This window comes from Actinospongiicola halichondriae (assembly GCF_049103745.1).
Classification (GTDB): Bacteria; Actinomycetota; Acidimicrobiia; order Acidimicrobiales; family Salinilacustritrichaceae; genus Salinilacustrithrix; species Salinilacustrithrix halichondriae.
In genome coordinates this window covers 974,035-998,564 of sequence record NZ_CP171622.1, presented here as the reverse complement: position 1 = coordinate 998,564, position 24,530 = coordinate 974,035, and the positions used below count along the sequence as shown (strand labels likewise).

20 protein-coding genes and 2 pseudogenes are annotated in these 24,530 nt (G+C 68.7%); 15 read left to right on the top strand and 7 right to left on the bottom strand.

Features of this window, described 5'->3' with window-relative positions; all coding sequences use genetic code 11:
- From cysC to cysD, 3 genes and pseudogenes are all read right to left on the bottom strand, one after another.
- Nucleotides 1–591: an adenylyl-sulfate kinase gene (cysC, locus tag AB8619_RS05100; RefSeq protein ID WP_436795379.1), complete on the bottom strand. Its 591-nt coding sequence runs from the start codon at nucleotides 589–591 to the stop codon at nucleotides 1–3.
- Between the two features lie 3 nt (nucleotides 592–594).
- On the bottom strand, nucleotides 595–1,848 hold the full coding sequence (locus AB8619_RS05095) for a sulfate adenylyltransferase subunit 1 (RefSeq protein ID WP_436795378.1): 1,254 nt from the start codon (nucleotides 1,846–1,848) through the stop codon (nucleotides 595–597).
- A gap of 2 nt (nucleotides 1,849–1,850) precedes the next feature.
- Nucleotides 1,851–2,762: pseudogene (gene cysD / locus AB8619_RS05090) on the bottom strand (sulfate adenylyltransferase subunit CysD); the annotation flags it as partial.
- Between the two features lie 81 nt (nucleotides 2,763–2,843).
- Here cysD and AB8619_RS05085 point away from each other — a divergent pair.
- From AB8619_RS05085 to AB8619_RS05055, 7 genes are all read left to right on the top strand, one after another.
- Complete coding sequence (locus AB8619_RS05085) at nucleotides 2,844–3,623, top strand: 3'(2'),5'-bisphosphate nucleotidase CysQ (protein ID WP_436795377.1); 780 nt, start codon at nucleotides 2,844–2,846, stop codon at nucleotides 3,621–3,623.
- A gap of 2 nt (nucleotides 3,624–3,625) precedes the next feature.
- Nucleotides 3,626–4,453, top strand: a complete 828-nt coding sequence (locus AB8619_RS05080) for an enoyl-CoA hydratase-related protein (protein ID WP_436795376.1) — start codon at nucleotides 3,626–3,628, stop codon at nucleotides 4,451–4,453.
- Between the two features lie 29 nt (nucleotides 4,454–4,482).
- Nucleotides 4,483–6,090, top strand: coding sequence for an ABC1 kinase family protein (locus tag AB8619_RS05075; protein ID WP_436795375.1), 1,608 nt, complete (start codon nucleotides 4,483–4,485; stop codon nucleotides 6,088–6,090).
- Nucleotides 6,091–6,152: 62 nt separating this feature from the next.
- Nucleotides 6,153–6,569 carry a 5-formyltetrahydrofolate cyclo-ligase gene (locus tag AB8619_RS05070; RefSeq protein ID WP_436795374.1) on the top strand — a complete coding sequence of 139 codons (417 nt, stop codon included), beginning with the start codon at nucleotides 6,153–6,155 and terminating at the stop codon, nucleotides 6,567–6,569.
- Between the two features lie 59 nt (nucleotides 6,570–6,628).
- A complete protein-coding gene (gene nucS / locus AB8619_RS05065; RefSeq protein WP_436795373.1) occupies nucleotides 6,629–7,303 on the top strand; it encodes an endonuclease NucS in 675 nt (224 codons plus the stop codon).
- 445 nt (nucleotides 7,304–7,748) lie between these two features.
- Nucleotides 7,749–8,213 carry an LLM class flavin-dependent oxidoreductase gene (locus AB8619_RS05060; RefSeq protein WP_436795372.1) on the top strand — a complete coding sequence of 155 codons (465 nt, stop codon included), beginning with the start codon at nucleotides 7,749–7,751 and terminating at the stop codon, nucleotides 8,211–8,213.
- 14 nt (nucleotides 8,214–8,227) lie between these two features.
- Complete coding sequence (locus tag AB8619_RS05055) at nucleotides 8,228–8,533, top strand: hypothetical protein (RefSeq protein WP_436795371.1); 306 nt, start codon at nucleotides 8,228–8,230, stop codon at nucleotides 8,531–8,533.
- On the opposite strand, the gene AB8619_RS05050 is transcribed toward AB8619_RS05055, so the two are convergent.
- Together AB8619_RS05050 and AB8619_RS05045 are read right to left on the bottom strand one after the other, a co-directional pair.
- Nucleotides 8,521–9,369, bottom strand: coding sequence for a MaoC/PaaZ C-terminal domain-containing protein (locus AB8619_RS05050; protein WP_436795370.1), 849 nt, complete (start codon nucleotides 9,367–9,369; stop codon nucleotides 8,521–8,523). The two genes, AB8619_RS05055 and AB8619_RS05050, sit on opposite strands and share 13 nt — an antisense overlap.
- Before the next feature lie 29 nt (nucleotides 9,370–9,398).
- Entirely contained in the window at nucleotides 9,399–10,304 is a 906-nt protein-coding gene (locus AB8619_RS05045) for an SDR family oxidoreductase (protein ID WP_436795369.1), read from the bottom strand.
- Between the two features lie 159 nt (nucleotides 10,305–10,463).
- On the opposite strand from AB8619_RS05045, the gene AB8619_RS05040 reads away from it, so the two are divergent.
- From AB8619_RS05040 to AB8619_RS05025, 4 genes and pseudogenes are all read left to right on the top strand, one after another.
- A complete protein-coding gene (locus tag AB8619_RS05040; protein ID WP_436795368.1) occupies nucleotides 10,464–12,122 on the top strand; it encodes a VanW family protein in 1,659 nt (552 codons plus the stop codon).
- Between the two features lie 34 nt (nucleotides 12,123–12,156).
- Nucleotides 12,157–13,554, top strand: a complete 1,398-nt coding sequence (locus AB8619_RS05035) for a wax ester/triacylglycerol synthase domain-containing protein (protein ID WP_436795367.1) — start codon at nucleotides 12,157–12,159, stop codon at nucleotides 13,552–13,554.
- Nucleotides 13,551–14,777 carry an NAD(P)/FAD-dependent oxidoreductase gene (locus AB8619_RS05030; RefSeq protein WP_436795366.1) on the top strand — a complete coding sequence of 409 codons (1,227 nt, stop codon included), beginning with the start codon at nucleotides 13,551–13,553 and terminating at the stop codon, nucleotides 14,775–14,777. Before AB8619_RS05035 ends, AB8619_RS05030 begins: the two co-directional genes overlap by 4 nt.
- 201 nt (nucleotides 14,778–14,978) lie before the next feature.
- A pseudogene (locus AB8619_RS05025) lies at nucleotides 14,979–15,947 on the top strand (NAD(P)H-dependent flavin oxidoreductase); the annotation flags it as partial.
- A 60-nt stretch (nucleotides 15,948–16,007) separates the two neighbouring features.
- On the opposite strand, the gene AB8619_RS05020 reads toward AB8619_RS05025, so the two are convergent.
- Both AB8619_RS05020 and AB8619_RS05015 read right to left on the bottom strand, forming a co-directional pair.
- On the bottom strand, nucleotides 16,008–16,478 hold the full coding sequence (locus tag AB8619_RS05020) for a hypothetical protein (RefSeq protein ID WP_436795365.1): 471 nt from the start codon (nucleotides 16,476–16,478) through the stop codon (nucleotides 16,008–16,010).
- 46 nt (nucleotides 16,479–16,524) lie between these two features.
- A complete protein-coding gene (locus AB8619_RS05015) occupies nucleotides 16,525–17,685 on the bottom strand; it encodes an acyl-CoA dehydrogenase family protein (protein ID WP_436795364.1) in 1,161 nt (386 codons plus the stop codon).
- A gap of 218 nt (nucleotides 17,686–17,903) precedes the next feature.
- Here AB8619_RS05015 and AB8619_RS05010 point away from each other — a divergent pair, with 218 nt between their 5' ends.
- The 4 genes from AB8619_RS05010 to AB8619_RS04995 all read left to right on the top strand — a co-directional run bounded on the left by AB8619_RS05010 (nucleotide 17,904) and on the right by AB8619_RS04995 (nucleotide 24,332).
- On the top strand, nucleotides 17,904–18,845 hold the full coding sequence (locus AB8619_RS05010) for a sigma-70 family RNA polymerase sigma factor (RefSeq protein WP_436795363.1): 942 nt from the start codon (nucleotides 17,904–17,906) through the stop codon (nucleotides 18,843–18,845).
- 85 nt (nucleotides 18,846–18,930) lie between these two features.
- Nucleotides 18,931–20,313: an ABC transporter substrate-binding protein gene (locus AB8619_RS05005; RefSeq protein WP_436795362.1), complete on the top strand. Its 1,383-nt coding sequence runs from the start codon at nucleotides 18,931–18,933 to the stop codon at nucleotides 20,311–20,313.
- On the top strand, nucleotides 20,310–22,679 hold the full coding sequence (locus tag AB8619_RS05000; protein WP_436795361.1) for a putative bifunctional diguanylate cyclase/phosphodiesterase: 2,370 nt from the start codon (nucleotides 20,310–20,312) through the stop codon (nucleotides 22,677–22,679). The genes AB8619_RS05005 and AB8619_RS05000 overlap by 4 nt, the downstream gene beginning before the upstream one ends.
- A gap of 27 nt (nucleotides 22,680–22,706) precedes the next feature.
- A complete protein-coding gene (locus tag AB8619_RS04995; protein ID WP_436795360.1) occupies nucleotides 22,707–24,332 on the top strand; it encodes an AMP-binding protein in 1,626 nt (541 codons plus the stop codon).
- Nucleotides 24,333–24,530: the final 198 nt, after the last annotated feature.

Here is a 24,530-nt window from a genome sequence, read left to right as displayed (position 1 = left end):
TCAGGCGAGTCGTTCGAGCAGCGCCAGCACCTTGGTCGCCTGCGCACCCGGATCGCCGTCGGCCGGCGTCAGTCGGAGCTCGGGCGAGACCGGCGCCTCGTAGGGGTCGTCGATCCCCGTGAACCCGGTGATCTCCCCGGCCCGTGCCTTGGCGTAGAGGCCCTTGGGGTCGCGCTGCTCGCAGATCTCGATCGGGGTGTCGACGAAGACCTCGGCGAAGGGCACGCCGGCCATCGCATGGATTTCGCGCACCCGGTCACGGTCGGCGACGTAGGGCGAGATCACCGGGACCATGGCCACGACACCGGCGTCGGCGAAGAGCCGTGCGACCTCGCCCACCCGGCGCACGTTCTCGGTGCGGTCCTCGGCCGAGAACCCGAGGTCGCCGTTGAGTCCCTGGCGCAGGTTGTCACCGTCGAGCAGGTAGGCGGGCCGGCCGGCCGAGACGAGCAGGCGCTCGACCTCGACCGCGACCGTCGACTTGCCGGAGCCGGACAACCCGGTGAACCAGAGCGTGGCTCCCACGGTCGGGCGAGCCGTCCGGTCGAGCGCTGACGGATGCCACACCGTGTTCGGCGTGACGCGACCCACGACTCAGCTCTCGCCGATGATCATGCCCGCGGCGACCGTGTTGTTGGTCCCCTCGTCGACGAGGATGAAGCTCCCCGTCCGGCGGTTGCGGCGGTACTCGTCGAAGAACAGCGGTGCCGTCGTCCGGAGCGACACGCGGCCGATCTCGTTGAGTGCCAGCGACGTCGCCGCCTCGTCCCGATGCAACGTGTTCACGTCGAGTCGGTACTGGAAGTCGGTCACCATCGTCCGCGCCCACCGGGTGGTGTGCTTGATCGCGAGCTTCTGCCGGGGCTGGAGCGAGCCGGTCTCGGACATCCAGCAGACCATGGCGTCGATGTCCTGGCCGACGGTCGGCTGGTTCTTGGGTCGACAGATCATGTCGCCGCGGCTGATGTCGATCTCGTCCTCGAGCCGGATGGTCACCGACATCGGCGAGAACGCCTCGGTCACCGGGCCCTGGGGACCATCGATGGCCTTGATGCGCGACGTGAAGCCGCTGGGCAGCACGACGACCTCGTCACCCGGCTTGAACACGCCACCGGAGACGGTGCCGGCGTAGCCGCGGTAGTCGAGACCCTCCGACGACATCGGACGGATCACGTACTGCACCGGGAACCGGGAGTCGATCAGGTTGCGGTCGGACGCGATGTGGACCTCTTCGAGGTGCCGCAGCAGCGGGAGCCCCTCGTACCACTTCATGTTCTCCGACTTGTCGACGACGTTGTCGCCGAGCAGGGCCGACACCGGGATGAAGGTGAGGTCGTTGACGTCGAGCTTCATCGCGAACTCGCGGTACTCGGCCTTGATCTCCTCGAACCGCTCCTCGCTCCAGTCGACGAGGTCCATCTTGTTGACGCAGACCACGAGGTGCGGGATGCGGAGCAGCGAGGCGAGGAACGAGTGACGACGCGACTGCTCGATGATGCCGTTGCGGGCATCGACGAGGATCAGGGCGACGTCGGCAGTCGAGGCGCCCGTGACCATGTTGCGCGTGTACTGCGTATGCCCCGGCGTGTCGGCGATGATGAACTTGCGACGGGGCGTGGCGAAGTAGCGGTACGCGACATCGATCGTGATGCCCTGCTCGCGCTCGGCCCGAAGGCCGTCGGTCAACAGCGCGAGGTTCGTGTACTCGTCACCGCGTGCCTGCGAGGTGGCTTCGACGGCGGCCATCTGGTCCTCGAAGATCGTCTTCGAGTCGTAGAGCAGTCGCCCGATGAGGGTGGACTTGCCGTCGTCGACCGAGCCGGCCGTGGCGAATCGGAGGAGTTCCATCTCTAGAAGTACCCCTCGCGCTTGCGATCTTCCATGGCGGCTTCGGACACTCGGTCGTCGGCGCGGGTGGCGCCGCGTTCGGTGATGCGGGTGGCGGCGACCTCGGCGATGATCTCGTCCCAGTCGGAGGCTTCCGACTCGACGGCACCGGTGCAGGTCATGTCGCCGATGGTGCGGTAGCGGACGGTCTCCTCGAAGACCTCTTCGCCGTCCATCAGTTCGATGTACTCGGACTCCGACAGCAGCATGCCGTCGCGTTCGAACACCCGGCGCTTGTGCGAGAAGTAGATCTCGGGGATGTCGACGTCCTCTTCCTTGAGGTACTGCCAGACGTCGAGTTCGGTCCAGTTGCTGATCGGGAAGACCCGGATGTGCTCGCCCTGACGATGCTTGCCGTTGTAGAGGCTCCAGAGCTCGGGACGCTGTGCCTTGGGGTCCCACTGGCCGAAGTCGTCGCGGAAGCTGAAGACCCGCTCCTTGGCTCGCGCCTTCTCCTCGTCGCGTCGGGCGCCACCGAAGACGGCGTCGAAGCCGTTGGCCTCGATGCCCTCGAGCAGCGTGACGGTCTGCAGCGGGTTCCGGCTGGCCCGGGGTCCCGTCTGCTCGGTGACCTTGCCTTCGTCGATCGACTGTTGCACCGATGCCACGACCAGGCGTGCGCCAGCCTCTTCGAGGCGACGATCGCGAAACGCCATGACCTCGGGGAAGTTGTGGCCGGTGTCGACGTGCATGACCGGGAACGGGATCTTCGCCGGGGCGAACGCTCGGATCGCGAGTTCCAGCATCACGACCGAGTCCTTGCCGCCACTGAAGAGCAGGCAGGGGCGTTCGAACTCCGCCGCCACCTCGCGCATGATGTGGATGCCTTCGGCCTCGAGGGCACGGAGGTGGGACAGCTCGTAGGTCATCGTTCGGGCAACACTCCACCGGTGGTCCGGCTCGACAGGGACTGAACGGACAAATGTACGGGCGGGCCTGCTTGATAGACAATCCCTGTGTCCGCTCCCTCACCCTCCGTCTCCGAATCCGATCACGCCCTGGCGCGACGGCTGGCGATCGAGGCAGGTGAGCTCCTGCTCGGGGTCCGTCAGGCGCTGAACGACGAGGGCGCCGACCCCAAGACCATCAAGGACGAGGGCGACCGGCAGGCCAATGAGTTCCTGATGGCCGAGCTGGCGACGCACGCCCCGGCCGAGGACGGCGTCCTGTCCGAGGAGGCGCGGGCGACCCACGGCGACGAGTCGCGACTCTCCGCTCCTCGCGTGTGGATCATCGATCCCCTCGACGGAACCCGCGAGTTCTCCGAGGCCGGACGGTCCGACTGGGCAGTGCACGTCGCCCTCGTGATCGACGGCGCGCCGGTGTGCGGCGCCGTGGCGCTCCCGGCGCTCGGCACGTGCTTCTCCACCGCCGACGAACCGCTGACCCTCCCGCCGATCCCCGCCGAGCCGAGGATCGTCGTGTCGCGGACCCGTCCCCCGGCCGAGGCCGACACCGTCCGCGATGCCCTCGGCGGAGTCCTCGTCGGCATGGGTTCGGCCGGCGCGAAGACGATGGCCATCCTGCGCGGCGAGGTCGATTGCTACCCGCACTCCGGCGGCCAGTACGAGTGGGACTCGGCGGCACCCGCCGCGGTCGCCCGCCACCACGGGCTGCACACCTCACGCCTCGACGGATCGCCGCTGGTCTACAACAACGCCGATCCGTACCTCCCCGACCTGCTGGTCTGCCGAGCCGAACTGGCCCAGGCGACGCTGGCGGCCCTGGCAGCCTGACCGTGGAGGCGAACGCCACCCGCTACGTCGTCGACGGCCACATCGCGAGGCTCACACTCGCCCGCCCGCACCGACGGAACGCGTGGACGGGCCGCATGCACCACGAGTACCGGGCCGCGATGACCGCGGCCGAGGCCGACCGCGACGTCCGGGTCATCGTGGTCACGGGGGCCGAGAGTGACGACGGCCGTACGGCCTTCTGCGTGGGGGCCGACACCAAGGCGCTCGACGGGCACCGCGCCGCCGGGGCGTACGACGACGGGCTGGGCGGCATCGCTCCCCCGATGCCCGACGTCGAGGTTCCCTTCGCCGCCGACTTCGCCTTCCAACTCGGCATGTCGACCCCGATCATCGCCGCAGTCAACGGCGCCGCCGCCGGCGTCGGCCTCGCCGTGGCCTGTTTCGCCGACATCCGTTTCGTCGTCCGAGGCGCCAAGCTCACGACCGCAGCACCCAAGCTCGGGTTCCCGGCCGAGTACGGCCTCTCGTGGCTGCTCCCCCGGCTCGTCGGCGCCGGCCGGGCGGCCGACTGGCTCCTGTCGGGCCGGGTCTTCGACGCCGACGAGGCCCACGACGTCGGGTTGTTCTCCGCGGTGCTCGACCCTGCATCGTTCGCCGCCCACGTGGACGACTACGCGACGACGATGGCCCGCCACGTGTCGCCGGCGTCGACCGCGGTGACCAAGCGGCAACTGTGGGGCGATCTCCTGCACTCCGATCCAGCGCGCTCGGTCCGCGAGTCGATCGACCTCCTCGCCGAGATGGCGACGGGCCCCGACTTCGCCGAGGGCTCTCGTGCCCTGTCCGAGCACCGCCCACCCGAGTTCTGATCGGGTCGATCCCCTGCGACAATGGTCCGATGGCGTCGACCCCCACCGAAGCGGACCGTCCTGCTGACCACGAGGTCGGCGCCTTCAGCGACAACCCGCCGTGGACGATCGATCGCGACCACATCTCGTGGCTGCCACCGCTCGCCGTCGCACGCGAGGTCGTCCGTTCCGACCTCCCCCGGCTGACACGCTCCACGTTCCTCCCTCCGGCGCGGCGGGTCACGACCGTCACGCGGCATCTGGGTTGGGCGATGGGCCGATGGGCGATCAGTGCCCGCCGCAAGGGTGGCGCCGCATCCCGGGCCGACGTCTCGAAGCGACTCCGTGTCGCGGCCGAGAAGCTCGGTCCGACCTACATCAAGCTGGCCCAGATCATCTCGGGTGGCGAAGGGCTCTTCCCCGAGGAACTCGTGGCCGAGACCAAGAAGTGCCGCGACCAGGTGCCCGCCGAACCGTGGGACGCCGTGCGGCAGGTGGTCGAGTCGGAGCTCGGGCGACCGATCCCCGAGATCTTCTCGACGTTCGAGCAGACCCCGCTCGCCGCCGCCTCGATCGCCCAGGTCCATCGGGCGACGCTGCTCACCGGCGAGGACGTCGTCGTCAAGGTCCAACGCCCGACCGTCGCGACCCTGGTCCGCCAGGACCTGCGGGTCATGGCCTGGATCGCACCCAAGCTCGTCGGCCGCATCCCGATCTCGGCGCTCGCGAACCCGCCGGCGCTGGTCGAACTCTTCGCCGAGACCATCGCCGAGGAACTCGACTTCCGCCTCGAGGCCGAGAACATGCTCGACGTGGCCAAGTCGTTCGCCGACCTCGGTCAGCGGGACTACGTCATCCCTCGCCCCCACCCCGACCTCGTCACCCGTCGCGTGCTGGTCATGGAGCGTCTGGACGGGTTCAAGTTCGACGACGTGGCCGGCATGAAGGACGCTGGCGTCGACACCGAGAAGGTCGTGCGCACCGGGATGATCGGCTTCATGGAGGGCGCGTTCATCCACGGCATCTTCCACGGCGACCTCCACGGCGGGAACCTGTTCGTCATGGCCGACGGCCGCACCGCGCTGCTCGACTTCGGCATCACCGGTCGGCTGGACGACTTCAAGCGGACGGCCCTGTTGCGCGTGCTCATGTCGGGCACCTCGAACGACCCGAAGGGCCAGCTCGCAGCGTTCCGCGACCTGGGTGCCCTGCCCATGGACACCGACCTCGACGCCGTGGTCCGGGACCTCGGCCTCGACACCGGCGAGGTGTTCGACCCCACCCAGGTCGACGCCGACGCGCTGGTCGAGGAGATCCAGCGGACGGTCAAGGCGCTCCTGGGGTACGGCGCCCGCATGCCCAAGGAGCTCATGCTCTTCGTGAAGAACCTGATGTTCGTCGACGGCGCCATCGCGACCCTCGCCCCCGATCTCGACATCCTCTCCGAGATCGCCGACATCACGATGTACTTCGCGACCCAGCACGGCGAGATGATCGCCTCGCAACTCGGGCTCGGCGACGACGCCTGGAAGCTCGACATGGATGGCGTGAAGGCCGGGTTCGGACTCGGCGACGACGTCGACCGCCTGACCTACCGCGACCTCCAGGAACGACGAGAGACGATCCGGAAGCGGCTCGAGGGCCGCAAGATGACGTGACGGCGCCGGCATCGACGGCCACGAAGGCCGAGTGGCGGGCGTGGGCCAGAACCCTCGATCCGGTGCCTGCCGACGTCGCTGCGGCAGTCGAAGCACAGGTCGTCGAACTGCTCCGCGACGTCGATGGGCTCGTTCTCGGGTACGAGTCGCTCCCCGACGAGGTCCCGCTCGGCGTCGACGTCGACGCGATCGCCCGTCTCGACGCCGACGGACGACTGCTGCTCGACGCCGACGGGAGCCCACTCGCCCCCCACGAGATCGCTGCCGTGCTGGTCCCCGCCCGAGTCTTCGATCGCAACGGATATCGCCTCGGCCGAGGCGGAGGTCACTACGACCGACTGCTGCCGACCCTCCAGCCGGGAGTCCCAGTCATCGGCATCACCTGCACCGCACGGATCGTCGACGAACTCCCCCGCGAACCGCACGACCGCCCCATGACCCACCTCGCCACCGAGACCACCCTGTTCTCGACGTCGTAGTCGTCGGGGGCCGACGCCCATGACGTCGAGTTGGTGGGTGCGTCCTACGATCTGGCGGCGTGCGCCTCGTGATCGCCCGTTGTTCCGTCGACTACCGGGGAAAGCTGTCGGCCCATCTGCCGACGGCCAACCGCTTGATCATGGTCAAGGCCGACGGGTCGATCTCGATCCACTCCGACGACCGTGCCTTCAAGCCGCTCAACTGGATGAACCCGCCATGCACGATCACCGAGTCGGCCGGCGACGACGGGACGGGCACCTGGCTGGTCCAGGGCAAGAAGGGCGAGGAGCTCGAGATCACCCTCGAGGAGATCCACAGCGACACCGCGACGTCATTGGGCGTCGAGCCCGGGCTGGTCAAGGCCGGCGTCGAGGCCGATCTCCAGGAGCTGCTCGCCGAACGGACCGAGGTGATCGGCGCCGGCTTCTCGCTGGTCCGTCGTGAGTACCCGACCGAGATCGGGCCCGTCGACCTGCTCTGCCGCGACGCCGACGGTGTCGCCGTCGCGGTCGAGATCAAGCGGCGCGGCGAGATCGACGGGGTCGAGCAGCTGACCCGGTACCTCGAGTTCATGAACAAGGACCCGCGCCTCGCTCCGGTGCGCGGGATGTTCGTCGCCGAGCAGATCAAGCCGCAGGCGAAGACTCTGGCCGACGAGCGGGGCATCGGCTGGGTCGAGGTCAGCTACGACGAGCTCCAGGGCATCGAGTCGTCCGAACTCCGTCTGTTCTGACGTCGCGCGATGATCAGGCCATGAAGGTCGGCATCTCCCTCGCCAGCGCACAACCCGGAGCATCGAGCCGCGAGTCGGTCCAGTGGGTGTTGGAACGGGCACGCGCCGCGGGCGCTGCGGGACTCTCGAGCCTCACGATCGGCGATCACCACTCGAACCGGACCCATGCCCTACGTGCAGAACGTGCCGATGATGGGCCGGATGCTGGCCGAGTGGGACGACCGACCCGTCGGATGCCTGTTCCTGGTCCCGGCGTGGAACCCCGTGCTCATGGCCGAGCAGATCGGAACGCTGGCGGCGCTCGCCGAGGGAACCTTCATCGTGCAGACCGGCCTCGGTGGACGCGACCAACTCGACGCGATGGGCCTCGACGTCGCTCATCGGGGACGAGCACTCGAGGACGGCATCGTGACCGTTCAGGCACTCCTCGCTGGCGAGCGGGTCGGTGGCGCGCGAGATCGCGCCCACACCACCCGGCGACGTCGAATGGTGGATCGGTGCGCATTCCGACGCGGCCCTCGACCGGGCTGCTCGGCTCGGGACGGGCTGGTACGCCGACGCCGGGATCGACGCGTCCATCGCAGCGCGTCAGATGTCCGGTTACCTCGCCGCATGCGAGCGCCACGGCCGACCGCCGGGAACGATGGCGATCCGCAAGGACGTGTTCGTCTCCGACGACGGCGATCACGCCCGCTCCGTCGGCGACCGGATGATCGACGCCGGCTACCGCGGCGGGCAGCCCCGGGGCAGCGTGGCCTACGGAGACGTCGACGCCGTCACGGAGCAGTTGGCGGTCTTCGCCGGACTGGGCTTCACCGACGTCATCATCCGGACGATGGTCGGCATCCCCCAGGACGAGGCGGTGCGATCCATCGAGCTCGCCGGCGACGTCGCCCGAGCGCTCGCCTGACCTAGCGTGCCGATGTGGGAGCCCGATCCGAGATCCACGTCGTCGACCAGCCATGGCCGGTCGTGTTCGACGCGATGGTCAAGACGCTGCCCACTGCGGGGTTCACGCTCACCGCGGTCGACGCGGAGCGTGGACGTCTCACACTCGAGACCCGCAACACGCGGGTGACGGTGGCCGTCGGCGCAATCGACGCGATCACGACGGAGTGGGTCGCCACCACCGTGCAGAAGATCGGGATCCTCCCCGACCGCCACGAACGGCAGTTCGCAGCGATCGAGGAGTCCCTCGATCAGTACCTCCGCATGTATTACGCGGTGTAGCTACACGTGCCCTTGTCGAGCACCACGCGGCCGTCGCCGCCCTGGGTCTGGTACACGGCAGAACCATCGCCGGTGCGCCAGATGTTGACCGTGAGGTCCTCGCCCGGGAACACCGGTGACGAGAAGCGGCCGTACATCGCCTGGAACTTCGACGAGTCGCCACCGCAGAGCGCGTGCAGCAGCCCACGGCCGGTGAAGCCGTAGGTGCACAGTCCGTGGAGGATCGGCCGGTCGAAGCCACCCATGGCGGCGAACGTCGGGTCGGCGTGCAACGGGTTGCGGTCGCCGGAGAGCCGGTAGATCAGCGCCTGTTCGGGCCGGGTCGTGTAGGTGACCGACTCGTCGGGGTCACGATCGGGCTGCTCCCACTCGAGCGCCGGGCCGGAGTCGCCGCCCCATCCACCCTCGCCGCGGATGAACGCGGACATGGTCTTGGTGAACAGCGGCTGGCCGTCGCTCACCAGGGTCGAGCGCGACTCGGACACCACGACGGCGCCCTTGCCCTTGTCGTAGATGCCGGTGATCTCGCCGACGGTCTCGATCTCGCCTTCGACCGGGATCTCGCGGTGCAACTCGATCGACTGCTCGCCGTGGACGAGCATCGCCGGGTTGAAGTCACCGATCTTGTCGAAGCCGCCACCGAAGCCCAGCACCACCGACATGGTCGGCAGCACCTTCTGGTCGATGTCGGCCGAGTTCTCGGTCGTGTACTGCAGTTCGTCGAGCGGCGACTGGCCGGCGCCCACGCCCACGGCGTAGAGCAGCGCGTCCTTCGACGTCCACGAGCTCCGAGTCGGTTCGCTGGTCGCGCCGACGGCTTCTGGATTGATTGGCATCGTGTCTCCTCAGTCTCTGCGTTCCGGACTCAGGCTTCGTCGAAGCCCATCATGTTGGCGTTGGGGCGGGCCTCGCCCACGATGCGCAGGACGTCGGCGCCGAGGGCGGCGGGGTCGTCGCCCGGCATGTCGATGGTCGGTCCGCGGTGCCAGCTCTCGGACACCGACAGCGCACGCCCGGAGACGTCGAACACCCGACCGGTGACGTCCTTGGACTCGGGGCTGGCGAGCCAGACCACGATCGGAGCGATGTAGCGCGGCGACATCCGCTCCTTGTCCTCTTCGGGGAGCTGACCCATGCCGAGACCCTCGGTCATGCGGGTGAGGGCCGCCGGCGCGATCGCGTTGACGGTGACGCCGTAGCGACCGAGTTCCTTGGCCGCGATGATCGTGAAGCTGGCGATGCCGGCCTTGGCGGCGCCGTAGTTGGTCTGGCCGACGTTGCCGTAGATCCCCGACGGGGACGACGTGTTGATGATGCGGCCGTCGACCTCGTTGCCGGCCTTCGACTGCTCGCGCCAGTAGGCGGCGGCGTGGCGGCTGGGAGCGAACGTGCCCTTGAGGTGGACCTGGATGACCGCGTCCCACTCGGCCTCGGTCATGTTGGTGAGCATCCGGTCGCGGAGGATGCCCGCGTTGTTGATCAGGATGTCGAGCTTGCCGAACTCCGAGATGGCCTGGTCGACGAGCGACTTGGCGCCGTCCCACGACGAGATGTCGTCGGTGTTGGCGACCGCTTCGCCACCCATGGCCTTGATCTCGTCGACCACCTGCTGCGCGGGACCGGCGTCGGAGCCGTCGCCGTCCATCGATCCGCCCAGGTCGTTGACGACCACCTTGGCGCCCTGTTCGGCGAGCATCAGCGAGTGCTCACGACCGATCCCACGGCCGGCTCCGGTGACGATGGCCACACGGCCGTCATTGATCCCACTCATCGAGGTCCCCTTCACATTTCACGATTTGGCTTCACGGTTTGGAAACGGCCGTGACCATAGAGCAACGGCCTGGCCGCGAGGGTATGACGGGCTGACGCAGGATCGTCACACGCGATGACTACAGGACGATGGGTGCCGCGTGTCAGGGTTGTTCGTCCCATGGCTCCCCGTCGTCGAATCTTCTGGGCAGGCGTGCTCGCGCCCGTCGTCCTGCTCCTCACGGTGGTTGCCGCCTGGGCGATCGACACCGGAGCGGCGGGCGGCGAAGTCCTGCGCAACGTCGAGGTCGAGGGCATCGACATCGGTGGGCTGGCGTCCGACGAACTGCTCGAACAGATCGAGTCGCTCGACGACGCCGCGCGCGACCGTGTCGTGAAGATCGAGACCCCCGACGACACCTACGAGACCACGGCCGAGGCCATCGGGCTGTCGGTCGACGTCGAGGCGACCGCCCAGGCCGCGCTCGACGAGGGACGCACCGCCATCCTGCCGATCCGGCCGCTCGGATGGCTGGCCAGCTTCTTCCGGCCGCACGAGGTCGCCGTCGACTACGTCGTCGATCCCGAGCAGGCTCGCGTCACCCTCCGGCAACTCGAGGGCGATGCCCTCGCGTCACCGGTCGAACCGACGATCGAGTCGATCAACGGCGACGCGTTCACCGTCGTCCCGGGCAAGCCCGGGTCGGGCATCGATCCCGACACCCTCGCGATCGCGCTCGGCGCAGCAGCCGAGGACACCCCGATCGACGAGGCCGTCTCGGTCAAGGTCCGCCAGAGCGATCTGTCGCCGCGTCTCGACGACCAGGTGGCACGCGACGCCGCCGACGAGGCCAACGAGCTGACCAGTACGACGATGTCGATCACTGCCGAAGGCGTGACGTTCCAACTGGTGCCGCGCGAGCTCCGGCAACTCGCCGAGGTCCAGGAGCTGGAAGACACCATCGCCATACGCCTCGACCCCGAGAAGCTCCTCCCCGTCCTGGCGACCGAGTTCGACGAGCTCGAGGTCGACGCCGTCGACGCCACGTTCACGCTCGACGGCGGGCGTCCCGTCATCAGCCCGTCGGTCACCGGGCTGTCGTGCTGCGACCTCGGCAACGTCGAGGCGGTCAACACCGCGCTCCTCGCCGGCGAGTCGGCGGTGACCATCGAGCTCACCCGGACCGAACCCGATCGGTCGACCGAGGAAGCCGAGGCGCTCGGCATCGTCGAGGAGGTCGGGAGTCCGAGCGAGTTCGGCCCCACCACCAACCACGGCTGCTGCGAAGGCCGGGTCACCAACATCCACCGCATCGCCGACATCGTCCGCGGCGCGATCATCGAGCCGGGCGAGACCTTCTCGGTCAACGGATTCGTCGGCCAGCGAACGCGTGAGAAGGGCTTCGTCGAAGCGGGCGTCATCTACGACGGTGTGGTGACCGCCGATGTCGGCGGCGGCGTGAGCCAGTTCGCCACCACACTGTTCAACGCCGCACTCTTCGCCGGACTCGACTTCGGCGAGTACCAGTCGCACTCGCTCTACATCAGCCGCTACCCGCGTGGGCACGAGGCGACGATCTCCTGGGAGCATCCCGACCTCGAGATCGTCAACAACACCGAGTACGGCGTCATGATCTGGCCGGAGTACACCGACACGTCGCTGACCGTGCGCCTCTACAGCACACGCCACATCGACGTCACGGTCGGCGAGCCGACGTCGGCGCCTTCGGGCAACTGCACGCGTTGGACCACGCCCCGGACCCGCACGTATCCCGACGGGCGCACCGACAGCGATACGGTCAGCGCCCGATATCGCCCATCCGAGGGCGTCAACTGCTGACCGATCCGGTTCGCCGGACCAGAGGGACATTGACATGAGCGACCTGGAGTTCGAGTCCCGCATGAGCGACAGCGATGCGCTCATGTGGCACATCGAGAAGGACCCGATCCTCCGATCGACGATCACCGCGCTCACCGTCCTCGATCGGGCGCCCGACCGCGCGCGACTCCTCGACAAGCTCGAACGAGGCACGCGGCTGGTGCCCCGTCTGCGCCAGCGGGTCGTCGGGAACCTGTTCTCGCTCGCTCCCCCGCGCTGGGAGATCGATCCGAACTTCGACCTCCGCTACCACGTCCGGTGGACGAACGCCGGCGGCGAAGGGACGCTGCGCGACGTGCTCGACATCGCCGAGCCGATCGCCATGCAGGGCTTCGACCGCGCTCGTCCGCTGTGGGAGTTCATGATCGTCGAGGGCCTCGCCGACGGCAAGGCCGCGATGATCCAGAAACTGCACCACGCGATCACCGACGGCGTGGGCGGCATCGCCATCGCGATGCTCCTGCTCGACCTCGAGCGCGACCCAGCAGGCGACGAAGAACCGATGCCGCCGTTGCCCGAGGGCAAGGTGCTCTCCCCGGCGGAACGCACCGCCGACGCGGTCGGTCACATCGCACGCCGCAACCTCGGCATCGCACGGCGTGCTCGGAGCACGGTGACCGGCGCCGCTGTGGGCGCCCTGGCCGATCCGTTCGCACTCGTGCGGGGCGTCGGCGAGACGGCTGCGTCGATGGCCCGGATGATGGCCCCGGCGACCGAGCCGCTGAGCCCGGTCATGACCGAGCGGTCGCTCTCCGTGCACTTCGACACCTTGACCTTCCCGCTCGCCGACATGAAGGCGGCCGCCAAGAAGGCCGACGGCCGACTCAACGACGCGTTCGTGGCGGGCGTCGCCGGTGGTCTGCGCCGATACCACGAGATCCACGACGCTCCGGTCGAGGCGTTGCGGATGAACATGCCGATCAACGTGCGGACCGACGAGACCGAGAACGTGGCCGGCAACCAGTTCGCGCCTGCTCGCTTCGCCGTTCCGGTCTCGATCGAGGATCCGCTCGAGGCGATGGCGGCGGTCCGCGAGCTCGTGGCCGGCCAACGGGGCGAGCCGGCGCTGGCACTGCTCGAACCGATGTCCGGGCTGCTCAACCGGCTGCCCACCACGATCACCACGTCGTTGTTCGGATCGATGCTCAAGGGCGTCGACTTCACGACGTCCAACGTGCCCGGCGCCCCGATCCCGGTCTTCATGGGTGGCGCCGAGATCGAGATGATGGTCCCGTTCGGACCACTCGCCGGTGCCGCCGTCAACGTCACACTGCTGTCCAACCGGGACGACGTGCACCTCGGCATCAACTGCGACCTCGCGGCGGTCCCCGACCCCGAGGTGCTCCGCGACTGCATGCAGGCGTCGTTCGACGCGCTCCTCGAGCTGGCGTGACCGTCGCGCGTACCGCCGACGTCGTCGTCGTCGGCGCAGGTCCTGCCGGCGCGGCTGCGGCGATCTCGCTGGCACGTGCCGGCCGTGAGGTGCTGGTCATCGACAAGGCCACGTTCCCCCGCGACAAGTGTTGTGGCGACGGCATCACCGCGCTCGCGCTCCGACTGTCGGAGCGCCTCGGACTCGATCCGTCGACCATCCCCTCGTGGACGCCGATCGCCGGCGCGACCGTCAGCGGTCCGAGCGGCCACGCCATCCGGTTCCCGCTCCCCGAGGGCCCGGGGATCCATGCTGCCGTGGCCCGCCGGATGGAGTACGACGCTGCGCTGGTCGACCTCGCCCGCGACGCCGGCGCCGAGGTGCTCGAAGGCCATGCCGTCCGAGGCGCCGTCGAGAGCGACGACCGGGTGACCCTCGACGTCGACGGTCTCGGTCGCGTGCAGGCGCGCTACGTCGTCGCCGCCGACGGCATGTGGTCGCCGATGCGAAAGGCGCTGGGGCTCGCCGTCCCCGGCTATCGAGGCGAGTGGCACACGTTCCGCGCCTACTTCCGCAACGTGTCACCCGAGGCGCAACGAGAACTGCGCGTGTGGTTCGAGGCCGATCTCCTCCCCGGCTATGCCTGGTCGTTCCCGGCCGGACCGGGAGTCGCCAACTTCGGCTACGGGATCCAGCGGGGCGGCAAGGTCGCCGTCGGAGAGATGGGACCGTTGTGGGACCGCCTGCTCGAGCGGCCGGCGATCCGCGACTTCCTCGGTGACGGCGCCGTGGCCGAAGCACGTCACACCGCCTGGCCGATCCCGGCGCGGGTGGACTCGATGCCACGTACCGGCCGGCGCACCTTCTTCGTCGGCGACGCCGCCGCCGTCACCGATGTGATGACCGGGGAGGGCATCGGCCAGGCACTCCTGACCGGCATGCTCGCCGCCGAGGCCATCGAGACCACCGGTCCCCATGGTGCACGGGTGGCGACCGATCACTACGAACAGGCCGTCGATCACCACCTCGTCGCCGACCACCGGATGTCGTCGCTCCTGGTCCGGGCGATCCAGCACCGCAAGGGCGCCAGGATCGCGATCCGCGTCGCCGGGCTGACGCCGTGGACCCGCCGGAACTTCGCCCGCTGGCTGTTCGAGGACTACCCGCGAGCCGTCGCGGTCACACCAGGACGCTGGCATCGCGGCGTGTTCACCGGCCCGGGGGCCTACCGCGAAGTCGGCTGAGGGCCATCGAGCCTTCACCTCGGCGACACGTCGACGAAACAGGGCCTCGTTACCTTGCCAGAGGTACCGAGAGACGCATTCGGCGGTGCGATCTCCTTCGGTGGCCCGGTGCACCCACTCCCCCTGTGTGCACCGGGCCCTCTCGCGTCCTGACACGGATCGCGCCTCGGTCTTGCGGCGTCGCCGACGAGCGACCACCATGCCGCGATGCGCACACGACTGACCGACGTCCTCGAGATCGACCACCCGGTGATGCTCGCCGGCATGGGCGGGGTCTCGTACCACGCACTCGCCGCCGCGGTCTCCGAGGCCGGCGGCTTCGGTTGCCTCGGCGCCTCGACCATGTCGGACGACGAACTCGACGCCGAGATGGCGGCGGTCCGAGCGGCCACCGACAAGCCCTACGGCGTCGATCTGCTCACCGCCGCCGGCGACCAGACCGCCAAGGTCGAGCGCATCATCGCCGCCGGAGCGACCATGTACGTGGCCGGCCTCGGCGTCCCCCGCGAGGTCATCGAACTGTGCCACGCCTCCGGCGTGTTGGTGATGTCGATGTGCGGCAAGGTCCGCCACGCCGTCGCCGCTGTCGAGGCGGGCTGCGATCTCGTCGTCGCCCAGGGCACCGAGGCGGGCGGCCACACCGGCACCGTGGCGTCGAACACCCTGCTCCCGCTGATCGTCGATGCCGTGGGCGATCGTGTCCCCGTCGTCGCTGCCGGCGGCATCTTCGACGGTCGCGGCCTGGCGTCCGCCCTCACCATGGGCGCCGACGGCATCTGGGTCGGCACCCGGTTCATCGCCACGCCCGAGGCGCACACGACCGACGGCTACAAGGAGCGGATCGTCGCCATGGCCGAGGACGAGACCACCATCACCCGCGTGTACACGGGCAAGACCTGCCGCGTGGCCCGCAACTCGTACACCGAGGCGTTCGAGGCGTCCGGGGCGAAGCCCGAACCGTTCCCGATGCAGTTCGTGAAGTCGATGAACGACGGCGCCAACCACCTGGGCGCCGAGGGAGCACCGGCCGACCTCGACCCCGACAAGGAGTTCTGGCCGGTCGGCCAGGGTGCGGGCGGGATCGACGAACTCGTCCCCGCCGGCGTGTTGGTCGAACGCTTCGTCGACGAAGCCGAAGCGGCGCTCGCTCGGGCCACGAAGGCCCTCTGAAGCCGTTCTCGACGTCGTGAGCGTCGGCCCCCGACGCCTACGGCGTCGAGAATCGGGGTTTCAGGCGCCCAGACGCTCGCGGGCGGACTTCGACCGCTCGATCAGGTAGGCCGGGATCGTCACACCGTTGACGACGGGTGAGTCGCCACCGGCCGCGGCGGCGCCGGCGCCGGCGTCGGCGTCGCCGTCGCCGTCGCCCGACTCGTCGGCGGAGCTCTTGTCGAACGCTCCCGACTCGATCGCCTGGGTGCGGAGGGCATCGAACTCGGCGTACTTCTTGGCCGGCACGAGCAGCGCCCGGTTGACCGAGCCGATGTCGACGCCGTTGTCGAAGAGGACCGTGTAGCGGATCCACTTGTCCCAGCCGTCGACGAGGGCGATCTTGCCCGTCGTCCCCTCGGGCACACCGGGGAGGTCGACGAACGCCGCGACCTTCGCCTTGCGGGCGAGGTCGGCGTCGTTGCCGATCTCCCGAGCGATGTCGGCGTCGGAGATGTCGTCGCGAGACAGCAGCGCTGGGGCGGTCACCATGGGGGCAATGTTGGCACGCCGTTGCTGCCGGTCCGTAACTCCGCGGTCAACCCCGGCGGGCCTCCGACCAGGTCTTGCCGGCCTCGACATCGACGTCGTGGGGCAACCCCAGCACCCGCTCGGCCAGGATGTTCCGCTGGACCTCTCCCGTGCCGCCACCGATGGTGAGGGCGCGAGCGAACAGGTAGCCGAAGTGCCATCCCCGCAGATCCGGCCGCTGGAACGGGCCGACGTGTTCGAGCATCCCGTGCGTCCCGGCGAGGTCCTTGGCCAATTCCATGATCGCCTGGCCGTGTTCGTCGGCCATGACCTTGCGGATCGAGGCTTCCGGACCGGGCTGTTCGCCACGGACCTTGGCCGAAACCGTCCGCAGACGGATCAGGTCGAGGATCTTGGCCTCGATGTACAGCGACGCGATCCGGTCGCGCAGCACGGGGTCATCGGTGCCCCCGGCGGCGATCACCTCGTCGAAGAAGTCCCACGACGTGGGCCCGAGCCCCCACAGGAGGCCTCCGGAGGACAAGGACACGCGTTCGTTGCCGAGCGTGACCTTGGCGAGGCCCCACCCCTGGTTGACGTCACCGACGCGCAAGCTGTCCGGGATGCGGACCTCGTCGAGGAACACCTCGTTGAACAGGGCGACGCCGGTCATCTCGCGCAGCGGGTTGATGGTGATGCCCGGCGTGTCCATGGGGCACAGGAAGTAGGTGACGCCGGCGTGCTTGGCGACATCGGTGTCGGTGCGGGCGATCAGGATCCCGAACGCCGACTCACGCGCTCCCGACGTCCAGACCTTCTGCCCGGTGATGACCCATTCGTCGCCGTCGCGGACCGCCCGGGTCGAGAGGTTGGCCAGGTCGGAGCCGGCGCCGGGCTCGGAGAAGAGTTGGCACCAGATCTCCTCGCCGGAGAGCAGCGGGAACAGGTACCGCTCCTTCTGCTCCTGGGTCCCGGCATGGACGATGGTCGGACCGGCCCAGCCGATCCCGATGGTGTTGGTCGGACGCTTGATTCCCGCCGCCTTCAGCTCCTCGTCGATCAGGATCTGATGGATCGGATCGGCGTCGAGGCCCCACGGTGCCGGCCAGTGGGGAGCCACGTAGCCCGCCTCGGCCAGCTCGCGACCGGTCGGATCCGGATGCTCGGCGATCCAGGCCCGGACCGCTTGCCTACGGGGATCGTCATCACCAGGAAAGTCGAAATCCACGGCCGGGACCGTAGGCTGCGCGAGCACCCGAACCGGGATCCCGGATCGACTCCCACGAGAAATTCTGCGCGAAACCACCCGCAGGCAGGATTTCTTCCGTCGAACCGGGAATTCCCAGGTAGCATCGGAAGCCGGGTGGTTTTCCTGGCCATGCCACGTTTCCCCGACGTGCCCCGTAGAACTCTCCCAATCTCCCCGTCCTGGAGGTCGTCGTACCCGTGAGCCCCGCAGCACGCGCCACACGTTCGGGTGAATCCGACGAAGACATCGTCCGGTTGTACCTGAACGACATCGGGCGCCATGCGCTCCTGACCAAGGAAGACGAGGCCCGTCTCGGCGCCTTGGTCCAGGCAGGTGTCGACGCCCGCGAGCGCCTTGCCGCCGAAGAGGACGTGACGCCGGCCGAGAAGGCCAAGATGCGCCGCCAGGTCCGCGCCGGCGATCGAGCCACCGAGCAGTTCGTCAACGCGAACCTCCGCCTCGTCGTCTCCATCGCGAAGAAGTACCACCGCACCGAACTGCCGCTGCTGGATCTCATCCAGGAGGGCAACCTCGGCCTGATCCATGCGGTCGAGAAGTTCGACCACCGCAAGGGCTTCAAGTTCTCCACCTACGCAACGTGGTGGATCCGCCAGGCGATCACCCGTGGTGTGGCCAACACGGCCCGCACGATCCGCCTGCCAGTGCACGCCCACGACCTGCTCAAGCAGATCGACAAGGCCCGCGGCATGCTCGAGTCGAAGCTCGGCCGCCCGCCGACCCTCGAGGAACTCAGCGTCGAGGTCGGCCACCCGCCGGCCAAGATCGAGGAGATCCTCGCATCGGCCCGCATCGCCAAGTCGCTCGACGACGGCCTGTCCGATGACGGCGACATGACGCTCGGCGACCTCGCCGCCGTCGCCGAGGACGATCCCGAGGGCGATGCGGTCACCGAAGCCACCCGTGGCGACGTGCTCGCCGGTCTCAAGGGCCTCGACGACCGCGAACAGCGCATCCTGATCCTGCGCTACGGCCTCGACGGCCACGAGCCCCGCACCCTCGACGAGGTCGGCCGTCACTTCGACCTGACCCGCGAGCGCATCCGCCAGATCGAGGCGCGCGCCATGTCGAAGCTGCGGCACCCGGCCAACGCCGGCATCCTCGCCGACCTCGCTTCGTAGCCCGCCTCGAAACGTGGCGTGACGCCGGGGGGTAGGAGAATGTCCGCGCCCTGACGAACCACTCTGCGTGCGCTTCGGACCACTCTTGACGTCCAAGCGACACGCACTGGTCGCAGTGGTCGCAGTGGTCGCAGTGATCGTGGCCGCTGGGTGCGCGGGCGGAACCCAGGCCGACAACGCGTCGACGACAGAATCCAACGCGGTCGAGGTCGAGTGGTTCGTCGGCCTCGGCACCGGCGCACAACCGGAACAGTTCGCCGCGCAAGAAGCAGTCGTGGACGACTTCAACGCTGCGCACGAGAACGTGGAGCTCACCATCACGTTCGTCGATCCCGACGACGCGCACACCGTGCTGCGGGAGCGGATCGACGCGGGCGATCCGCCCGACGTCGTCGGTCCTGTCGGCATCCAGGGCGCCAACCGGTTCGCCGGGGAGTTCCTCGATCTCCGCCCGTTCCTCGCCGAACTCGAGGTCGACCAGTACGACCCCGTACAGCTCGAGATCTGGCGCGAGGGCACCAAGGTGACGGCGTTGCCGTTCGGCGTGTTCCCGTCGGCAATCTTCTACAACCGCGAGCTCTTCGACCGTGCCGGTATCGCCTATCCCCCGGCGTACTTCGGCGAGACCTACGAGGGTCTCCCCTGGGACATCGAGGCGCTCACCAGGGTGGCGACGCGCCTGACACTGGACGCGCAGGGCCGACATGCCGACGAGCCGGGATTCGACCCCGAGCGAGTCGTCCAGTTCGGCTTCCACCATCAATGGATCGAGGACGTCCGGGCGCATGGTTCGTTCTTCGGTGCCGGATCGCTGGTGGCCGACGACGGCAGCGCCCAGATACCCGACGCCTGGCGAGACGAATGGCGTTGGTACCGAGACGCCATGTTCACGAGCGGAATCAGCCCGGACGCTGACGAGGCGAACAGCACGTTCCTCGATGATCGCAACGCCTTCGCGACCGGACACGTGGCGATGGCGTTCACCCACCTCTGGTATGCGAGCAGCATCGTCGACGACGAAGACCGACCGCTCGACTTCTGGGACCTCGCCGTCGTCCCCAGCCACGAGGGGACGGCGACGGCGAAGATCCATGCAGACACCTTCCGTGTCCTCGCCACGACCCCCCATCCGGAAGCGGCGATCGAAGTCCTCCGTTTCCTGCAGGGTGCGGGGTCGGCGGACCTGCTGCGGGCCTACTCGTCGTTCCCGGCCAGATTGGATCAGCGCGACGAGTTCCTCGAGGACCTCGCCAACCGGTTCCCCTCCGTCGAGTCCTGGTCGGTGGTCGAGGAGAGCCTGACCCGACCGGACATCCCCAGCCACGAAGCGTTGCTCCCCGGCATGCCGCGTTCCCAAGAACTCCTGGACGACTTCGGTGAGCGACTGCGATCGGATCCAGACCTGGACCTCGAAAGCGCGATCGAAGCGCTGGTCGACGACCTGACGACGGCGTTCGCGGCGTCGTGAGCGAGAAACGACTCGCCCACCTGCACTGGAGCGGCCGGCGCCGCGGGACTGCGCTCCGCATCGTCGGCGTCGTCGTGGTGCCCCTGGGGCTGCTCCTTGCATCGACGCTCTCTTCGGCCGGCGAGTCGACGCGCAAGGCCGACAGCGCAGAGCACGTCGAGGCCGCGCTCACGCGGCTGGCAGCGGTGCAGGCGCTCGAGGTCGCCCTCGAGCACGAACGACTCGATGCGCAGTTGAACCAGTGGCTCGGGTCCGGTGGGGAGGACACGGATTCCGTACTCCAGGCCATACAGACACTTGCCGGAGACCCACGTGAGCGGACCGACGAGGCGATCGAGGCGACGCGCTGGCTCGACGACCAACTGCAGATCGCGCTCGAGCGGGCGCGCGACGCGGTCGACTCCGGAGCGAGGGACCGGACGGTGTCGACGCGATTCGACCAGGTGCAGGACCTGGCCGACCGCGCCGCGCAGTTGCAGCACGCTGCGGTGACGGCCGAAGTCGTCGCGCTCGGCGATGACACCACGGTGCTCTCACTCGACCGAGCGAACCATCTTGCAGAGGCGACCACCGCGCACATCGAGTTCGTCACGGGGGCGATCGCGGTCTGGACGTCGACCGATCTCGGCGCCAATGCCCGCAACGCCGACCTCACCGAGCTCCGTGGCCGCTGGTCCAGCGAGTACCAGGGTCTCGCCGCCCCCGTCGGCGACGCTGGAGGGCGGATGGACCGGGCCGTCGACACGACACTTCTCCTCGACGACGGCACGCTGGCCGCGGACGCCTTCGTCGACGAGGAGATCGTTCGGGCGGTCGGCGACGGCCTGGCGCGCCAGCGTCTGCTCGAGTCGGCCCACGATGACGCTGTTGCTGTCGTCGCCGATGCCGCCGGGCGGCGGCGCACGTCCGAGCAGGCGAACGCAAGGGCGAACCTCCTCCTCGCGCTCGCAGCGATCTTGTCGTCCATGGCGGCTGTCGTGGTCTCCTTCATGTGGACGCTGCGCATCAACCGAGAGCAACACCGACTCACCGCAGAACTCGCCGCGCGCGCCCGAGTCGACGGTCTGACCGGCGAAGCGAACCGCCCCACGGCCATGGCCGAGGTCGAGCGACTCCTCCGCACAGACCGGGGCACGATCGCCGTCGCGTTCTTCGATCTCGACCGATTCAAGAAGGTGAACGACGGCTACGGGCACCCCGTTGGCGATCTGCTCCTACGCGGCGCGGCCGCTCGGGCGCGCCGGGTCGTCGGGCCCGACGGGGTCGTCGCACGGTTCGGGGGCGACGAGTTCCTGGCCGCGGTTCCCAATCTCGCGACTGACGCCGACGCCGAGATCTTCGCCGACACGCTCCATCGAGCGCTCCAGGTCCCGTACCAACTCGACGACAGCGAGGTACACACCGGGGTGTCGATGGGTCTCGCGACCTCGGGTGACATCGACGGCGCCGACGAACTCGTGAAGCGCGCGATGTTGGCTGCCGATGCTGCCAAGTCGTCCCGAGGGTCACGTGTCACCTACACCGCGGCCTTCCACGCTGCGCTCGAGGACGAGTCACGACTCCATGCGCAGCTGATCGAGGCGCTGGCCGAGGACAAGCAACTCGAGATCCATCTGCAACCGATCGTCGGGACCGCGAGCGGTCGGGTCCACGAGGTCGAAGCGCTGATCCGCTGGCTCCACCCGGTGCTGGGCCCGGTCGATCCTGTCGATTTCATCCCGGCAGCGGAACGCAGCGGGGTCATCCGTGGCCTCGACCTCCGAATGCTCCGCCTGTGTGCGGCGATGACGGAGTCGATCCGCCAGGATGCCGCTGTTCCGGATCTGCGCATCGCGGTGAACGTGTCGGGCACGACGCTGCTCGACCGGTCGTTCGCCGAGCGTGCGCTCGAGATCATCGCCGAGGCCGGCGGATCACCCGCCGATCTGGTCATCGAGGTGACCGAGACCGCGTTCCTCGCCGATCTCGCGACTGTGGCCGAGAACCTGAGCCGACTACGGAATGCCGGCGTCGCTGTGGCGATCGACGACTTCGGCACCGGCTACACGAGCATCGCCCAGATCCGTCGACTCCCGGTGGACATCCTCAAGATCGATCGTTCGCTCGTCGACACGAACGATGGTGGCGGAGCCACGCTCGTGCAGGTCGTGACCGACCTCGCTCGCGCGCTCGGGCTCACGACCGTCATCGAGGGCATCGAGGACGAGACGACGCACGCGCTGGCCGCGTCGGTCGGATGTGACCGTGCGCAAGGTCGGTGGATCTGCCCGCCGGTGCCGGCGCGTGATGTCGCTGCGGCAATCCGCGATCTCCACCGAGCGCAGGTCGACGAGACAGTGACGTCCGGGCGTACCGATCCGGAGTAGCGCGGGGCGCTTCCCTACGATGCGGCCATGACCGGCTGGAACTTCGCAGACACCTGGGAAACGATCGCCGAGACGATCCCGGAGGCGGCCGCGCTGCTCCACGGCGACCGTGTCGTGTCCTGGGCCGACTTCGATGCGCGGGCCGACGGCGTCGCCCAGGCACTGCTCGACGTCGGGGCGACCGAGGGCACGACGGTCGCGCAGTACCTGACCAATCGGCCGGAGTACCTGGAGTCGGTGTACGCCGCGTTCAAGCTCGGCCTGGCACCGGTCAACACGAACTACCGCTACGTCGACGACGAACTCGTCTACCTCTGGGACAACGCCGACACCTCGGTCGTGGTCTTCGAGGGTCAGTTCACGGAACGCATCGAGTCGCTCCGCGACCGGGTCCCCGACGTCAAGGCCTGGCTGTGGGTCGACGACGGCACCGGCGACATACCCGACTGGGCGCTGCCGTACGAGGACGCCGCGACGTCAGGCGCACGTCGGACCTCGGCGCCGTGGGGTCGGTCGGGCGACAGCCTCTACCTGCTCTACACCGGGGGCACCACGGGCATGCCGAAGGGCGTGATGTGGTGCAACGACGACCTGCTCCTCGTGCTCAACGAAGGTGCGCCGCGCAAACGTCAGTTCCCCGAGGACGTCGACCTCGACCACGTCCGTACGGTCTGCGCGAGCCCGGGGATCCGCACGTTGCCGGCGTGTCCGCTCATGCACGGCACGGGTGCGTTCAACGCCTTCACGGCACTCACCGTCGGCGGGTCGGTCGTCACCCTGACGGGTGCGAAGTTCGATGCCGTCGAACTGCTCGACACGATCGAGGCCAAGCAGGTCAACAACACCGCCATCGTCGGCGACGCGTTCGCCCGACCGATCCTCGCTGCCCTCGAGGCCGAGTCCGGACGCTGGGACATCTCCTCGTTGCGAGTCGTGCTGTCGTCGGGCGTGATGTGGAGCCAGGCGAGCAAGGACGGCCTGCTGCGCCACAACCCACGGATGCTGCTCGTCGACTCACTCGGATCGTCCGAGGCCATCGGCATGGCCAGTTCCGTGTCCGGCGGCGACAACGACTCCGCGAAGACCGCCACGTTCACGCTCGGGCCGAAGACCCAGGTCATCACCGACGACGGTCGCCTCCTCTCCCCCGGCGACGACGAGATCGGCAAGGTGGCGATCAAGGGCCACGTGCCGATCGGCTACTACAAGGATCCGGTCAAGTCGGCCGAGACCTTCGTCCGCGTCGACGGCGACAGCTACTCCATGCCGGGCGACTACGCCCGGGTCGAGGCCGACGGCACGCTCGTGCTCCTCGGCCGAGGTTCGGTGTGCATCAACACCGGCGGCGAGAAGGTCTTCCCCGAGGAGGTCGAGGAGGCGCTCAAGGAGCACCCCCTCGTCCACGACGCCGTCGTCGTCGGCCTGCCCGACGAGCGCTTCGGTCAAGCGATCACCGCAGTCGTCGAGATGAACGTCGGCGCCGATCTCGGAGACGCCGACCTGATCGGCCACGTCAAGTCCCGTCTCGCTGCCTACAAGGCCCCCAAGCAGGTCGTCCCCGTCGACTCACTCGGCCGCGCCGCGAACGGCAAGGTCGACTACAAGCGCTGGACCGCCCACGCCGCCGACGCACTCGGCATCACCATGCCCTGACTTCGGCAGCAAGCTGACCCGGCGTCGATCGGCGAGGGCAGCTCGAGGGTGGTACCTGCGTGCAGTGTCGGAGCGACGGCGTCGAGCGTTCGGTGCGGCTGTCCCCTTGCGGGGCCGCTTGAGAACCGGGAGCTGGCGCCGTTCAGGAGTGGTCGTGCTCGATCTGATTCTGAGTTGCGGATCCGCGCGCCGGTGACA

Coding starts and splice junctions, on each gene's coding strand:
- AB8619_RS05035 (WP_436795367.1), top strand. CDS start 12,157: ATGAGCGACCTGGAGTTCGAGTCCCGCATGAGCGACAGCGATGCGCTC.
- AB8619_RS04995 (WP_436795360.1), top strand. CDS start 22,707: ATGACCGGCTGGAACTTCGCAGACACCTGGGAAACGATCGCCGAGACG.
- AB8619_RS05075 (WP_436795375.1), top strand. CDS start 4,483: ATGGCGTCGACCCCCACCGAAGCGGACCGTCCTGCTGACCACGAGGTC.
- AB8619_RS05040 (WP_436795368.1), top strand. CDS start 10,464: ATGGCTCCCCGTCGTCGAATCTTCTGGGCAGGCGTGCTCGCGCCCGTC.
- AB8619_RS05020 (WP_436795365.1), bottom strand. CDS start 16,478: ATGGTGACCGCCCCAGCGCTGCTGTCTCGCGACGACATCTCCGACGCC.
- AB8619_RS05050 (WP_436795370.1), bottom strand. CDS start 9,369: ATGCCAATCAATCCAGAAGCCGTCGGCGCGACCAGCGAACCGACTCGG.
- AB8619_RS05045 (WP_436795369.1), bottom strand. CDS start 10,304: ATGAGTGGGATCAATGACGGCCGTGTGGCCATCGTCACCGGAGCCGGC.
- AB8619_RS05095 (WP_436795378.1), bottom strand. CDS start 1,848: ATGGAACTCCTCCGATTCGCCACGGCCGGCTCGGTCGACGACGGCAAG.